Source organism: Geobacillus sp. PK12 (assembly GCF_004123125.1).
GTDB classification, from domain to species: Bacteria; Bacillota; Bacilli; order Bacillales; family Anoxybacillaceae; genus Geobacillus; species Geobacillus zalihae.
The window spans coordinates 307186-321503 of the sequence record NZ_SDKL01000002.1; the positions used below are offsets into that span (position 1 = coordinate 307186).

At 51.3% G+C, this 14318-nt stretch carries 15 protein-coding genes and 1 pseudogene; 13 read left to right on the plus strand and 3 right to left on the minus strand.

The features are described 5' to 3' along the window. The first annotated feature begins 54 nt into the window (after positions 1 to 54). From ETR37_RS02025 to menC, 9 genes are all read left to right on the plus strand, one after another. Positions 55 to 1227, plus strand: a complete 1173-nt coding sequence (locus ETR37_RS02025; protein ID WP_020754490.1) for an RNA-guided endonuclease InsQ/TnpB family protein — start codon at positions 55 to 57, stop codon at positions 1225 to 1227. A gap of 196 nt (positions 1228 to 1423) precedes the next feature. Continuing rightward, on the plus strand, positions 1424 to 1672 hold the full coding sequence (locus ETR37_RS19975) for a hypothetical protein (RefSeq protein WP_223810931.1): 249 nt from the start codon (positions 1424 to 1426) through the stop codon (positions 1670 to 1672). A gap of 45 nt (positions 1673 to 1717) precedes the next feature. After that, complete coding sequence (locus ETR37_RS19700) at positions 1718 to 2059, plus strand: VC0807 family protein (RefSeq protein WP_223810891.1); 342 nt, start codon at positions 1718 to 1720, stop codon at positions 2057 to 2059. Positions 2060 to 2093: 34 nt separating this feature from the next. Next, a complete protein-coding gene (locus ETR37_RS19705; protein ID WP_223810892.1) occupies positions 2094 to 2345 on the plus strand; it encodes a hypothetical protein in 252 nt (83 codons plus the stop codon). Positions 2346 to 3184: 839 nt separating this feature from the next. Continuing rightward, complete coding sequence (locus ETR37_RS02040) at positions 3185 to 3928, plus strand: threonine/serine exporter family protein (protein WP_033005157.1); 744 nt, start codon at positions 3185 to 3187, stop codon at positions 3926 to 3928. Positions 3929 to 3943: 15 nt separating this feature from the next. Beyond that, positions 3944 to 4369, plus strand: a complete 426-nt coding sequence (locus ETR37_RS02045) for a threonine/serine exporter family protein (RefSeq protein WP_020754483.1) — start codon at positions 3944 to 3946, stop codon at positions 4367 to 4369. A gap of 116 nt (positions 4370 to 4485) precedes the next feature. Then, positions 4486 to 5655, plus strand: a complete 1170-nt coding sequence (locus ETR37_RS02050; RefSeq protein ID WP_033005154.1) for a M20 peptidase aminoacylase family protein — start codon at positions 4486 to 4488, stop codon at positions 5653 to 5655. Next, positions 5630 to 6469 (plus strand): GNAT family N-acetyltransferase, encoded by an 840-nt coding sequence (locus tag ETR37_RS02055; RefSeq protein WP_033005148.1) that lies wholly within the window; start codon positions 5630 to 5632, stop codon positions 6467 to 6469. The genes ETR37_RS02050 and ETR37_RS02055 overlap by 26 nt, the downstream gene beginning before the upstream one ends. Beyond that, the gene (gene menC / locus ETR37_RS02060) at positions 6466 to 7593 is read left to right on the plus strand and encodes an o-succinylbenzoate synthase (RefSeq protein ID WP_020754480.1); all 1128 of its coding nucleotides are present in this window, start codon (positions 6466 to 6468) and stop codon (positions 7591 to 7593) included. Before ETR37_RS02055 ends, menC begins: the two co-directional genes overlap by 4 nt. A 182-nt stretch (positions 7594 to 7775) precedes the next feature. Here menC and ETR37_RS02070 read toward each other — a convergent pair whose 3' ends face one another. Together ETR37_RS02070 and ETR37_RS02075 are read right to left on the minus strand one after the other, a co-directional pair. After that, on the minus strand, positions 7776 to 9311 hold the full coding sequence (locus ETR37_RS02070) for a solute symporter family protein (protein ID WP_129446833.1): 1536 nt from the start codon (positions 9309 to 9311) through the stop codon (positions 7776 to 7778). Further along, the gene (locus ETR37_RS02075; RefSeq protein WP_020755959.1) at positions 9311 to 9652 is read right to left on the minus strand and encodes a DUF485 domain-containing protein; all 342 of its coding nucleotides are present in this window, start codon (positions 9650 to 9652) and stop codon (positions 9311 to 9313) included. The genes ETR37_RS02070 and ETR37_RS02075 overlap by 1 nt, the downstream gene beginning before the upstream one ends. A gap of 315 nt (positions 9653 to 9967) precedes the next feature. Between ETR37_RS02075 and bcaP the strand changes: the two genes are divergently transcribed. From bcaP to ETR37_RS02090, 3 genes are all read left to right on the plus strand, one after another. After that, positions 9968 to 11383, plus strand: coding sequence for a branched-chain amino acid transporter BcaP (gene bcaP / locus ETR37_RS02080; protein WP_060788996.1), 1416 nt, complete (start codon positions 9968 to 9970; stop codon positions 11381 to 11383). A gap of 424 nt (positions 11384 to 11807) precedes the next feature. Beyond that, positions 11808 to 12548, plus strand: a complete 741-nt coding sequence (gene sigI, locus ETR37_RS02085; protein ID WP_033006201.1) for an RNA polymerase sigma factor SigI — start codon at positions 11808 to 11810, stop codon at positions 12546 to 12548. Continuing rightward, a complete protein-coding gene (locus ETR37_RS02090; protein ID WP_060788079.1) occupies positions 12545 to 13594 on the plus strand; it encodes an anti-sigma factor domain-containing protein in 1050 nt (349 codons plus the stop codon). Before sigI ends, ETR37_RS02090 begins: the two co-directional genes overlap by 4 nt. A gap of 12 nt (positions 13595 to 13606) precedes the next feature. Here the strand turns inward: ETR37_RS02090 and ETR37_RS02095 are convergent, their stop codons facing one another. After that, a complete protein-coding gene (locus ETR37_RS02095; protein WP_015374238.1) occupies positions 13607 to 13807 on the minus strand; it encodes an alpha/beta-type small acid-soluble spore protein in 201 nt (66 codons plus the stop codon). 197 nt (positions 13808 to 14004) lie between these two features. On the opposite strand from ETR37_RS02095, the pseudogene ETR37_RS02100 reads away from it, so the two are divergent. Next, a pseudogene (locus ETR37_RS02100) lies at positions 14005 to 14277 on the plus strand (carbohydrate ABC transporter permease); the annotation flags it as partial. Positions 14278 to 14318 lie beyond the last annotated feature (41 nt).

A 14318-nucleotide genomic window follows, 5' to 3' on the forward strand; every position in this document is an offset into this window, starting at 1 on the left:
AATATATATTTTCGAAAATAAATACTTTATATTAGTAAGTAAGGAGGTGAAAATATGTACCGAACCGTAAAAACAAGCTTTTCTGCGAACAAAGAAACTATAGAGAAATTATTCCACATCCGACGGATTTGTGGGGTGATTTGGAATGATTGTGTGCAATTAGCCCGTTATTATTATCGTTTAGGGAATCATTGGATCACCCAAACCGAATTACAAAAAGAGCTAAAAGGCAAATACCCTATTCACAGTCAAACCATCCAAGCCGTCGCTCATAAATTTTTGCAAGCAAGGGATTCTGCCAAAGAAGCAAGAAAAAGTGATAAAAACATCCGTTTCCCTTACAAAATGAAGAAAACCTTCAACCCAAAATGGGTCGATCAAGCTTTTTCGATAGAAAAAAACACCCTTTACTTAAGTCTCGGCAACACGAAAGGACCGGATGGAAAGCGCCTTCCTAAATTAAAAATAAAACTCCACCATGTTCCGGAAGGGGAAGTCAAAGAAGTCGAACTCGTCTATGACCGAGGACTCAAGTTTTGTTTGTCTTATGAGGACGGAAAACAAGCATCTTCTTCTACTGGAACCAACATCGCCGCTGTTGACCAAGGAGAGATTCACGCCATCAGTGCCGTCAGTGAAAACGGAAGCAGCATCATCATCACCGGAAGAAAAATGCGTTCCATTCATCGATTGAGAAATAAAAAATTGGCAGAACTGCAAAAACTGATGTCCCGCTGCAAAAAAGGATCAAGGAAATGGAAAACATATAACCGTGCGAAGCAATATATTTTATCGAAAAGCGAAGCACAACTGAAAGACTGTTTGCATAAAACGACGAAAGAATTTGTGGACTGGTGTTTGGAGCAACAAATCAAACATGTCGTTGTTGGTGATGTCGAAGGAGTACAGCGCAATACCAAAAAGAAACGAAATAAAAATACGAATCAGAAATTGTCCAACTGGAGTTTTGGCAAACTCTATGACTATTTGAAATACAAATTAGAAGCCAAAGGCATTACCATTGAAAAGGTGGATGAATCTTACACGTCACAAACATGCCCTGTTTGTGGAAAACGAAACAAAGTGAAAAATCGCAATTATCGTTGTGCTTGCGGTTACGAGCAGCATCGCGACATTCACGGCGCAAGCAATATCTTAACAAAATATTTATACGGGAAAATGATCCCGATTTCCATTCAACCGCCAACGTATCTACGGATCACGTAAGTGAGAAGTAGTAGATGGGTCGGACCGCCCCTATGGGAGGAGAAATCCGTTCGCACCATAGTTGCTTACGGTGGGAGGCAAGATGTCGGGAGATATCTGCCGTTATGACCACTAGGGATTGAGTTCCCTGTCTAAAACTAATCAAGAAGATGGTGTTGCGCGTTGCGGACACCAAGAAACGTTGTTTCGCTTCTTCTTGGTTGGTTTTCGACAAGAAACCCCCACTTCGACGCCTACAGGCGTAAGTGGGGGAGGTTCATCCGTATTTTGGGGCGGGCATGTGCGAATGAAAGAAGTTTCCGTGTTTGCCGGGCGGAACGTGCACATTCGCCCCGCCGCTCCCGTCCCCGTTCACGCTGATGGAGAGGAAGCGGGGGTGGGAGAGGTGTCGGCTTGGATTGAGGCTAAAAGGATGCGAGTCATTGGCGCGGAACTCGGTGGATGATGAGGGCGTATGTGAAAAGAGAAAGGGGGAGTGAGGAGACAAGTGGTGGGGAAGCGGATGGTCATGTTTGATGTCGTATTCTATGTGGTGTTTCCGATCATGCTCTGGCATGCATTGCGCAGCCCGGTCGGGGAGTACGGGGCGATGTTGATTTGTACCGTGCCGGGAGCGGTTTATACCGTTTATCGCTATTGGCGTATTCGCAAAGTGCAATGGTTCGGCACGTTTTTGATTGTTAATCTGGCCGTTAGTACGCTGTTGAACATATTCGCTGGCTCTGCGTTGCAGATGTTATGGAATGACGTCTGGTACTCGATTGTTTTGTCTGTCTTTTTTTTTGGTGACGGTCGTTGTCAAGCGCCCGTTGTTGCTTTATTTTTCTCTTGATTTTGTGGAAATGCAGGGGGCTCCGCGCTCGGTCATGAAAAGACGGTTTTTGGAACGTGATGTCTTTTCACTTTTTCAATGGATCACTGTTGGTTTTGCTTTGCGCGACGGGCTGTTGGCGGCGATTAAGGCGTACTTGATCGTTCGCTACGACGTCGAAGCGTTTGACCGTGCGATTGTCATTCGCGAAGGCATTGGTTGGGGGATCACGATTCTCTGTATGTTGGGGTTTGTCCGTATTTCGAAAATCATCTCGGAGCGGGAGAACCGCCATCATTCGACGTGAGCGTAAAGGAGAGAAGCGGTCGAAAGCAAAACGGGCAACTGAAGAAACAGGGAAAAGGGAGCGGCGTTGCACATGGCCAAACGCCAAGAGGGTGTCCCAAAAGGATCAGGACACCCCCTTTCGTCTCTCTATATACGGCATTGACCGCTTCTTCCGCACTATATTTCGTGTCTATCTTGAAGTCAGACAGCCTTTTGGGTCAGCCCCTTTCTCATCTTAAATGAAGAACTCATAATACGCAGGTGGCGGGAGTATGTCATTCGGAACTCATTTTCTATTGTTTTCTTGCTTGTTCTGTTTCCCTTGGCCTGCCGGATGGTCGGCTTTCACTTGCGGTGCAGCTGCCTGCTTCAGTTGTTGTGAATGGGAAACCGAGACACGAGACTCTGTTTGTTTGTTCACAGCAACCGCCGCTTGGTGTTTTTGACCGTTTGCTTTGGCGCTGGCAGCAGTTTTATGGTACATATTCCCTTTTGTTTCTATCTTGATCGCTTGCGTGGGGGACGAGTTCGTTTCTATTTTTGTGCTGGTGTTCGTTTGTTCATTTTGTTGAACCGCTGTCTCGTCTTCCGCCGGTGCGCTATTTTTCGACTGTGGGAGCGAAAAATCAGGCGAAAGAAACAGAAAAATAGGAAAGAAAGGGAAACGGTGAGAGTTCCTTCACGGTTTGGCAGTCAACCGCTTGTTTGCTATAATGGAAACAAGTTTGACAAAGACGATATCCGAGGCGGCTCCTGCCAATTTGTTTGGTGGGAGTTTGTTTTTGCGATGAGCGCCCGGCAGGGGAAAACGGGATGGCCAATGCCATGCCGAGCGAAAACGAAAGGAGCAAACCGGTTATGACGGAGCGGGTGGATGATATTGTTGAGGTTTGTTTATTAGCGGGAAAATTGATGCTTGAAAGCGGCGGAGAGACGTATCGGGTGGAAGATACAATGACGCGCATCGCTGCTTCGTTTGGCATGCCGCGCTCCCATGGTTATGTCACACCAACGGCCATTATTTTTTCTGTTGAAGGGACAGACTCAACCAGATTGATCCGCATTTCCGAGCGTTCGACTGATTTAGCGAAAGTGGCGGTCGTGAACGATATTTCCCGGCGCATCAGCCGCGGTGAATTGACGCTTGAAAAGGCGCGAAAGGAGCTCGAGGATATCGGGCGCGCCCCGATGGGTTACCCTCTTTGGCAGCAAACCGCCGCCGCAGCGTTAGCGAGTGCTTGTTTTGCGTCATTGATTGGAGGGATGGTTCACTTTTTCCCATCGCTTTTTTCCGGAGGGGTGGCATTTTGGTGTTTTGAGATGGTGCATCGGTTTGTGAAAATCCGGTTTTTCGCGGAATTTTTTGCTTCTTTTGTCGCCGGGGGGCTCGTATTGTTAATGGTGCAGGCCGGATTTGGCGGGGACGTCGGGAACATGATCATCGGCTCGGTGTTGCCGCTCGTGCCGGGGCTGGCCATTACGAACGCGGTGCGTGACTTAATGGCCGGCCATCTCATCGCCGGATTGTCGCGCGGGGCCGAGGCGTTTTTGACGGCGTTTGCGATCGGCACTGGCATCGCCTTTGTTTTATCTATTCGATGATAGGGAGCACAGGTCATGATTGTTATGCAGTTGCTGCTTAGCTTTGTGGCGTCAACGTTGTTTGGCATGATTTTTAATGTTCCGCCGCGGCTGTTGCCGCATAGCGGATTTGTCGGGATGAGCGGATGGGCGGCCTATACGTTTGCTGTACGTTCGAGCGTAGACAGTGTGATTGCGACGTTTATAGCCGCGTTTTTCGTCGCCTTTTTAAGCAATGCGTTTGCTCGGCGCTATCGGGCGCCGGCAACCATTTTTATTGTTCCTGGCATTCTCCCGCTCGTTCCAGGTGGGACGGCATTTGAAGCGATGCGTCATGTCGTCATGAACGACTACAATGCAGCGATTCCGTTGGCGGCAAAAGCGTTCATGATTTCCGGGGCGATTGCGATGGGGCTCATTTTTTCTGAGGTCGTCAACCAGCTGGTAAAGCGCCGCCCGTAATGGCACGTGTCTGTTTTTTCCAATCATTTGCCTATCGTTGTATTTGTTTGTCTGAATATTATAATGAATATAACGATGTTTTTTCTATCGATTTTGAAACAGCGGGGGAGAGCGGAATGAAAGACATTATCGAGCAGATGAAAGCGGAGCTATGGGAGGTTTTCGATCACCTTCACCGCCATCCAGAAATCAGCTGGGAAGAGTGGCAAACGACTGAATTTCTCCGCCGAGAGTTGGAGCGCGAAGGATATCGGGTGCGGACGTTTGCCGATTGCCCGGGTGTGGTGGCGGAAATCGGCGCCGGGCCGTTTACGGTTGGGGTGCGCAGCGATATGGATGCGCTTTGGCAAGAAGTGAACGGCGTTTGGCAGCCGAACCATGCGTGCGGGCATGATGCCCACATGACGATCGTGCTCGGGGTGGCGAAGCTGCTTCGCCGCATCGGCTATGAGCCGCCGGGGACGCTCCGGTTTTTGTTCCAGCCGGCTGAGGAGAAAGGAACAGGGGCGTTAAAGCTGATCGAAAAAGGAGCGGTCGACGGCGTGTCGTTTTTATACGGCGTTCACCTGCGGCCGATTCAAGAAGTGAAAGGCGGATATGCGGCGCCGGCGATCATCCATGGGGCGGCGCAATGCATCGAAGGGCGGATCCGCGGTGTGGCGGCGCACGCGGCGCGGCCGCATTTAGGCGTCAATGTCATTGAAGTCGGCAGCGCCATTGTGCAAGAGCTCGGCAAAATTCATATTGATCCGCAAGTGCCGGCGTCGATCAAAATGACGAAGTTTCACGCCGGTGAAAAAGATGCGAACACGATCCCGGACTACGCGGAATTTGCCCTTGATTTGCGGGCGCAAACGAACGAGGCGATGGAGCGGCTCGTCGAGGGGCTGCGCCATGTGATCAACGGGGTCGCTGCGATTTACGGAGCTGATATTGAGCTTGTTGAGCGGACGCGCATCGTCGCCGCTGATCCTGATTCAGATGCGGTGCGGCTGATGGAGGAGGCGATTATCACGACTTTGGGGACGGAAAAATGCGTTCCGCCGGTCGTGACGTCGGGAGGAGAGGATTTCCATTTTTATTCCTTTCAAAAACCGGAGCTGAAAACAACGATGCTCGGATTGGGCTGCGACTTGCGTCCAGGGCTCCATCATCCGAACATGACGTTCCGGCGCGATGATTTGCTTTCCGGCGTGGAAATTTTGGCGCGGGTTGTGATGAACACGTTTGCGACGTTTGCGCCGCAGGGGGAGAACGAGCGTGCCTCTGTCGCTGCAAATCATTGAGACGATCGAACAGTTGAAAGAGATGGCCAGGCTTGAGGAGGAGATTTGGAAAACGGCGCCGGTTCCGCTCCATCAAACGCTGACGGCGGCGAAAAACGGGGGCATTATCATCGGGGCGTATGCGGACGGGAAGCTTGTCGGCTTTGTCTACAGCTTTCCTGGGGTTCGAAATGGGGAAGTGTATCTTTGTTCCCATATGATGGGGATTGCTGAATCGTTTCGTGATCGTGGCCTCGGCTATCGCTTGAAAATGAAACAGGCGGAAGAAGCGCGGCGGCGCGGCTACCGAGTCATCCGCTGGACGTATGACCCGCTGCAAAGCCGCAACGGCTATTTGAACTTGGCGAAGCTTGGGGCCCTTGGCGTCGAGTATGTGGAAAACTGCTACGGCGAAATGAGTGACGCGTTGAACGGTCAACTGCCGTCTGACCGCTTCATCGTCGAATGGCGGCTTGATGAGCGAGTGACTGGGGAACGGAATTTGGTTGAAGCAGATCTTCTCAAGGCCAGAAGGTTGACGGTGCTCGAGGCAGGGCAAAGGGCTGACGGTCTGTTGCAGCCGGTGCCGAGAGACATCGATGGAACAGCGGCGCCGTTGCTGTTGACAGCCATCCCGCTTGACTTTCCGCAGCTGAAAGAGCAGGATTTCGCGCTGGCGCTTGAGTGGCGGCTGGCGACGCGCGCTCTGTTTCAGCGGCTGCTTGCGGAAGGATGGATTGTCTTCGATGCTTGGCGCCGCCTGGAGGAAGGGGTGCTTTATTACATATGGAAGCGGCGGAGTGAACGAGGGCAGCAGAAAGGGGAAGAAGAATGACGATCGACATCGAGTACGTCATATTGCGCCATTTGCAAATGAAGTTGAAGGCGCCGTTTACGACGAGCTTTGGGACGTTTCAAAGGAAAGAGTTTATTTTAGTGGAAGTCGTGGATCGCGACGGCGTTTCCGGCTGGGGCGAATCGGTCGCGTTTGCCGCCCCGTGGTACAGCGAGGAAACGGTGAAAACGAACTGGCATATGCTCGAAGATTTCCTTGTGCCGCTTGCGCTGGCTGAGCCGATTCATCACCCGGAGGAGCTGGCAAAGCGCTTTTCTGCCATCCGCCAAAACAACATGGCGAAAGCGGCGATTGAAGGGGCGGTATGGGATTTGTACGCCAAGCGGCTCGGCGTCCCGCTTTGTCAAGCTCTCGGGGGAACGAAAAAGGACATTGAAGTCGGCGTCAGCATCGGCATCCAGCCGACGGTTGCCGATCTGCTCCAGGTGATTGAGCGGTATGTGGCGCAAGGGTACCGGCGGATCAAAGTGAAGATCAAACCGGGATGGGATGTTGATGTCATTCGCGACGTGCGGCGCGCGTTTCCCGACGTGCCGCTTATGGCCGATGCCAATTCAGCGTATACGCTTGCCGATGCAGATCGGTTGAAAGCGCTCGATGAATTCGGGCTGCTGATGATCGAGCAGCCGCTCGCCGCTGACGATCTCCTCGATCACGCCCGGCTGCAGCCGCTTCTGCATACTCCGATTTGTCTTGACGAAAGCATTCGTTCCTATGACGATGCGCGCAAGGCGCTTGACCTTGGCAGCTGCCGCATCATCAACATCAAAATCGGGCGCGTCGGCGGGCTTTGGGAGGCGAAGCGCATCCACGATCTTTGCGCTGAGCGCGGCGTTCCGGTCTGGTGCGGGGGGATGCTGGAAGCAGGGGTCGGGCGCGCCCACAACATCGCGATCACGACGTTGGAAAACTTCGCGCTTCCCGGCGACACCGCCGCGTCGTCGCATTATTGGGAGCGGGATATTATCACACCGGAAGTCGAGGTGCAAGGCGGCTTGATCCGCGTGCCGGACGCTCCCGGCATCGGCTATGACGTCGACCGCCGCCAAGTGGAGCGGTATACGCAGTTTGCGAAGGTGTTTCATCGTACGGCGACGGCATAAAGGATGATAAAAGGGAGAAAGAAAAAATGATGATCAGACCGATTGAAGTTCGCGATGCGGAACATTTCTTGGAGTTGTACAAAAAAATTGATGAATCTGGTTTTAGTACAAACTGTTATAATAGCAATTTGGAGCTGGCCTAAAACGCGTTGGCGCTTTGGGCCAGCTCTTTGTTCGTGGCGTTATACCCGTCCGATTCCGGTGTTCGCTTTGACGACAATTTCCGTATATTTCTTTTCATCCGATTTTTTCGACGAGACGAGCGTGCCAACGATCGCACCGATAAAGCCGAGCGGAATCGAGATGATGCCCGGGTTGGCGAGCTTAAAGAGCGGTTCGCCGACGAAAATGGCGGCGCCCGGCTGCGGCGACCAGACGTTCGGGCTGAAGAAGACGAGCACCAAGGCGCTGATCAGGCCGACAAGCATCCCCGTAATCGCTCCAGTCGTGTTAAAGCGGCGCCAGAAAATGGTGAATACGATCGTCGGCAAGTTGGCGCTGGCGGCGACCGCAAATGCGAGCGATACGAGGAACGCGACGTTCATTTTTTGTGCAAACAGCGCTAACAAAATCGACAACACCGAGACGCCGACGGATGCCCAGCGGGCGGCGAGCATTTGTTCTTTTTCCGTCGCCTGGCCGCGCCGCAAAATATGGCTGTAAAAGTCATGGGCAAACGCCGAGGCGGCTGACAACACAAGTCCGGCGACAACGGCCAAAATCGTCGCAAAGGCGACGGCAGAGACGAAAGCGAACAAGAAATCTCCGCCAAGCGCTTCCGCCAACAGCGGGGCGGCCATATTGCCGGCCGGGTTGGCGGCGACGATTTTGTCATAGCCGACAAACGCGGCGGCGCCAAAGCCTAAAAAGATCGTCATGACGTAGAAAAGCCCAATGATCCATGTCGCATACACGACCGATTTGCGCGCAGTCGGCGCGTCTTTGACCGTAAAGAAGCGGATCAAAATGTGCGGCAGCCCGGCCGTCCCCAACACGAGGGCCAAGTTCAGCGAAATCGTATCGAGCGGATCTTTAAACTTGTTGCCGGGGTTTAAAAACGCCTCGCCAAGCGGTGTCGCGGTTTTGACTTCATGGAACATTTTGGCGATGCTGAAATCGAATTTAGCAAAGACGATGATGGAAATGATAAACGTACCGACCATCAATAAGACGGCTTTGACGATTTGCACCCAACTCGTTGCCGTCATGCCGCCGAAGACGACGTACACCGTCATCAAAACGCCGACGATCAAGACAGAATAAACGTAGTCTAGACCCAACAGAAGCTTGATGAGGCCGCCGGCGCCGACGAGCTGGGCGATCATATAGAAGATCGAGATGGCGATCGTATTTAACGCCGCGACGCCGCGCACTTTCTTATCATCAAAACGGGCGGCGATCATATCGGCCATCGTGTATTTGCCGAGGTTGCGAAGCGGTTCGGCGACGATATACAAGACGACAAGATAAGCGACAAGGAAGCCGATGCTGTAAAAGAAGCCGTCAAATCCCGTCAGCGCGATCATGCCAGCGATTCCTAAGAAGGATGCGGCGGACATATAATCGCCTGCGATGGCGAGCCCGTTTTGCCAGCCAGTGAGGCTGCTGTCCGCGGTGTAAAATTCGCTTGTCGTTTTCGTCCGTTTCGAGGCGTAGTACGTAATGACAAGCGTCAAGGCGACGATAATGAGGAAGAGGAAAAAGGCGAGCCCGTGCATTACGTGTTTCCTCCTTCCGCTGCTTCTTGCTTCACTTGCTCGACGATGGCATCAAATTGTGCTGCGCGTTTCGAATAAAGGATGCATAAGGCCCATGTCATAATAAACTGCGCAAAGGCAAACAGCCACGCCCAGCTGACCGGCCCAATCGCTGGTGCGTTGAGCGCTTTCGAATACGACGTCAACACCGGAAGGGCGAAGTAAAAGACGAAGAAAAAGACGGTGGCTGGGATGATGAAGCGCTTCTTCGCCTGAATGAGCCCGCGGAACGAAGCGGATTGAGCGATGGCATCATAGTTGATGCCGCCCTGGTCGGCCCTTGATTGTTTTTTCACTGCCATTGTAATCCCTCCTTGTCATTAAAGCGTTTTCAAAAAGGACTATGAACTGTTCTGCCGCAAACGGTGGATGTGCCCCCCTTTCTGACACAAATTTGTCACACATTCATTATACATTTATCTGAAAAATTTGTAAATTGATGTTTTTTGTTATTTTTAAAAACTATTTTTTGCTTTACCGCACAAAACGGAGAAAATTTTTTTGCTGTTTTTCTTATTTTCGCACTTTACAAAAAAACAAGGATCATGTAGAATGTCAACTGTATTCGACAACAAAATTCAACAATTTTCTACAAAAAACGACAAGGAGAGACATCTATGAATTTGTTTCGTAAAAAACCGATTCAATCGTTGCTTAAGGAGTCGGGGACGAAAGGAGCTTCGCTGCGAAAAGAGTTAGGTGCATTCGACTTGACGATGCTCGGCATCGGCGCCATTATCGGGACAGGCATTTTCGTCTTGACCGGGGTGGCGGCGGCGGAACATGCTGGTCCGGCTCTCGTTCTTTCGTTCGTTTTGTCTGGGTTGGCGTGTGTGTTTGCGGCGCTTTGCTACGCCGAGTTCGCCTCGACGGTGCCGGTGTCAGGGAGCGCATACACATATAGCTATGCGACATTCGGTGAATTATTCGCTTGGATTTTAGGCTGGGATTTGATTTTGGAATATGGGATTGCTTCGTCGGCGGTCGCTGTCGGTTGGTCCGGTTATTTCCAAGGGTTGCTTGCCGGTTTTGGCATCGAGCTGCCGAAGGCGCTCACGAGCGCGTATGATCCGGGGAAAGGGACGTTCATCGATTTGCCAGCGATTTTAATTATTCTGTTCATTACGTTTTTGTTGAACTTAGGCGCCAAAAAATCGGCGCGTTTTAACGCGGTGATCGTTGCCATTAAAGTGGCGGTCGTGCTGCTCTTTTTGGCGGTCGGTGTTTGGTACGTCAAACCGGAGAACTGGACGCCGTTTATGCCGTATGGCTTCTCTGGCGTAGCGACCGGCGCGGCGACGGTGTTTTTCGCTTACATCGGCTTTGATGCGGTGTCGACGGCGGCGGAAGAAGTGCGCAATCCGCAGCGCGATATGCCAATTGGCATTATCGTCTCGTTGCTTGTGTGCACATTGTTGTATATTGCGGTTTCGCTCGTATTGACAGGCATCGTTCCGTACGAGCAGCTCAACGTGAAAAACCCAGTGGCGTTTGCGTTAAACTATATCCACCAAGACTGGGTGGCGGGCTTTATTTCGCTCGGGGCGATCGCCGGCATTACGACCGTGCTCCTTGTGATGATGTATGGGCAGACGCGTCTCTTCTACGCCATCAGCCGCGACGGTTTGCTGCCGAAAGTGTTTGCTCGCATCAGCCCGACGCGCCAAGTGCCGTATGTCAATACGTGGCTGACGGGAGCGGCTGTAGCGGTATTTGCCGGCATCATTCCGCTCAACAAATTGGCGGAACTGACGAACATCGGCACGCTCTTTGCCTTTATCACCGTCTCGATCGGCGTGTTGGTGCTGCGTAAAACGCAGCCGGACTTAAAGCGGGCATTCCGCGTTCCGTTTGTCCCAGTCATCCCGATTTTGGCTGTCTTATTCTGCGGCTACCTCGTTCTTCAGCTTCCGGCGACGACATGGATCGGTTTTGTCTCGTGGCTACTGATCGGTTTAGTGATTTACTTTATCTACGGCCGCAAGCATAGTGAGCTGAATGAAATGGCACGGACGGAAGAAAAGGCCGGATGAACGGCCAAACAATGAAAAAGGGGCTGACCCAAATGGGGAAACAGCCCCTTTTTCCATTATGTCAAATTTTTCGGCAACACCGCGTTTCACTCTTTTTTCATTTAGAAGTGTTCATCTCCACAAAGTGTACTTGACAAGTGAGGCTTTTTCGCGCGTCACCATGTCTGAAAAATGTTGATTTACTGATTTTCCCTTACAGAAGAAAGCGTGAGATGTTTTGAAACCGTCAAGCACAGAAATACATGATTTTTGCTGATGGAGGGCGTGTGCTCGGCGCAGGCGGCGTTGAGCCTTTTTGGGGACTTGTGTTCACTTGAGCGACTTGAAAAAATCCCCTTTGAGCGACGGCCATATTTGGGTTGCGATGTGCGAATAATATAAAGAACGAGCGTCAGTCCGGCTTTGTATAAGCGGGGTGAAAAGGGTGTTTGGGACATTATTGAAAAGAAGAGAGAGAACGCTTGAACGGACGGTTGTGGAAATTCAGCGGGGAAATGAAGCGTTGCGCAATGAGCTCATCCGGCAATATAAGCCGTTTATCGTTAAAACAGTCTCAAGTGTATGCAAGAGGTTCATTCATGAGGAAGATGATGAGGCGAGCATTGGACTGATCGCTTTTAACGAAGCGATTGAAAAATATGCGTTGCACAAAGGAGGTTCCTTTCTGTCGTTTGCGGAGCTGCTCATTAAGCGGCGCCTCATCGATTACATTCGAAAAGAGGTGAGAATGCGAGAGGCCATATGGCATGTCGAAGATGGAGAAAACGGCGAGCAGGCGGCGCAAACGTACGTAGATGCGAAATTATCGGTTGAGGAGTTTTATAGGCAAATCGAACAAGAACAGCGTCGGGAAGAAATTCTTCATTACCAGCAAGTGCTGAAACAATTCGGCATTCATTTTCACGATTTAGTCGAACAATCGCCAAAACATAAAGACGCCCGCCTAAACGCCATTCGCGTCGCCCAGCTGCTTGTCGAGAACGAACACTTGGTCCACTTGCTGTTTCAAAAAAAACAGCTGCCGATCAAGCAGTTGGAAGCGATGGCATCCGTCAGCCGCAAAACGATTGAGAGAAATAGAAAATACATTATTGCGATCGCGGTTATTTTGGCAGGCGATTACATTTACCTAAAGGACTATATAAAAGGGGTGCTTTCATCGTGAAAAAGGGAATTGTGCTGGAGTTGGATGAAGAGTTCGTCACGGTATTGACGCCGGAAGGGGAATTTCTTCGATTGAAAAAAGAAAAAGAATGGGAGATTGGAGAAGAGGTCAAAGCGAATGCGGTTGGCCGTCCTTTTCCGTTTTGCCGCCGTTCGTTTCGATATGCGCTCATAAGCGTTCTGACGGCGGCCGCGGTGCTTCTGGCGACTTGGATTCAATGGCCTTCTAATGCGGTGTACGCCTACATGTCGATCGACATCAACCCAAGCATGGAAGCGGGAGTCGATGCGGAGCTGCGCGTGTTGACACTGAAGGCTTACAATGAGGAAGGAAAGAAGGTGCTGACGGCGCTTCCTTCCTGGAAACGTCAACCGTTTTCTTCGGTAGCGAAACAAATCATTGCGCTAAGCGAACAAAAGGGGTATTTAAAGAAAGGCGGGGAAGTGCTGATTACGACGGTGGAGAGGGAGCGCGACGCCTCTTCGGCGCGGAAGCTGTCTGCCGCGCTCGCCGATATCCAGCGGTCAGTGGCGGATGACCGGATTGTCATTACCACGGCCAATAGTACGATGGCCGTGCGCAACCAAGCTGTCAAACGGGGGATGACAACCGGAAAATTATTGCAAATCGAGAAAAAGGTGAAACCGGCCTCGTCTACATCCACCAAGCCGGACAAAGGGAACGGACAAGTCGGAAAGAGTGAAAAGAAAGCATCACCATCAAAAGGGAGAAAACTGGAACAGCCGGCGCAAGTGAAACAGAAGCATAGGGAACAGAAGACGAAACAGCAGAAAAAAGAAAAACAGATGCCGCACGAGCGGAAAAACTCCGGTTTAAATAAGGAAAGCTCTCCGTCAAACAAGGAAATGTCTCCGAAAGGGAAAAAACATGGAAACGCCAGACCATCGCGGCCGGGCGGTCATTATGTAGAGAAAAAAGCGGCAGGCGGCCGGCCGGATGGCAACGACCAAAAAGAGCGGCGCCATCCGGCCCATCCCGGCCGTCCTTCGGAAGCAATGAATTCCAAAACAAAAAAAGCCGAGTGATGGCGCTCGGCTTTATTCTGTTCTCCGGCCGGCCAGTTCGCTTTGCGCCTGGGCGACGAGCCGTTTTGTAATTTCCCCGCCGACGGAGCCGTTGGCGCGCGAAACCGTGCCAGCCCCGAGCTGTACGCCAAACTCTTGGGCGATTTCGTATTTGATTTGTTCCAACGCTTGTTCAATGCCTGGCACAAGCAGTTTGTTGCTTGAACGAGCCATATGAAATTCCTCCTTGATGGTTTTTTGATGAGGTATGATTAGTATGGACGACCGAACAAAGAGATATGGTTGGGAATTACAGGAGGAATTTTTCATCCTATTTCGCGCAGGAGACTCCCACTTCAACGACCAAANNGCAAGCCCCCACTTCAAGCGTTAGCTAAGTGGGGGTAGTTGACAAAGTGCAATTGTTGGGCATGACATTGCCGCTCGCTCGTCCAGCTCTGGCGGCTCAGGCCATTTTCGTCTTCATGGGTTCGTGGAACGATTTCATGCGCCCACTCATTATTTTGTCCGATCGACAGCTGTTTACGTTGCCGCTTGGCCTCAATAGCTTCAAAGGACAGTACATCAGCTATTGGAACTACATTATGGCGGCATCCATGGTGTTTACGCTGCCGGTGTTGGTCATTTACGTCTTTTTCAACCGCTACTTCATCAAAGGAATTTCGTTCACGGGCGGAAAATAACGGACGTTTTGTACAACGGTTTTCCGGTCATGACAAGAAGG

Coding starts and splice junctions, on each gene's coding strand:
- bcaP (WP_060788996.1), top strand. CDS start 9,968: ATGAATTTGTTTCGTAAAAAACCGATTCAATCGTTGCTTAAGGAGTCG.
- ETR37_RS02050 (WP_033005154.1), top strand. CDS start 4,486: ATGAAAGACATTATCGAGCAGATGAAAGCGGAGCTATGGGAGGTTTTC.
- ETR37_RS02025 (WP_020754490.1), top strand. CDS start 55: ATGTACCGAACCGTAAAAACAAGCTTTTCTGCGAACAAAGAAACTATA.
- menC (WP_020754480.1), top strand. CDS start 6,466: ATGACGATCGACATCGAGTACGTCATATTGCGCCATTTGCAAATGAAG.
- ETR37_RS02075 (WP_020755959.1), bottom strand. CDS start 9,652: ATGGCAGTGAAAAAACAATCAAGGGCCGACCAGGGCGGCATCAACTAT.
- ETR37_RS19705 (WP_223810892.1), top strand. CDS start 2,094: ATGAAAAGACGGTTTTTGGAACGTGATGTCTTTTCACTTTTTCAATGG.
- ETR37_RS02095 (WP_015374238.1), bottom strand. CDS start 13,807: ATGGCTCGTTCAAGCAACAAACTGCTTGTGCCAGGCATTGAACAAGCG.
- ETR37_RS02045 (WP_020754483.1), top strand. CDS start 3,944: ATGATTGTTATGCAGTTGCTGCTTAGCTTTGTGGCGTCAACGTTGTTT.
- ETR37_RS02070 (WP_129446833.1), bottom strand. CDS start 9,311: ATGCACGGGCTCGCCTTTTTCCTCTTCCTCATTATCGTCGCCTTGACG.
- ETR37_RS02040 (WP_033005157.1), top strand. CDS start 3,185: ATGACGGAGCGGGTGGATGATATTGTTGAGGTTTGTTTATTAGCGGGA.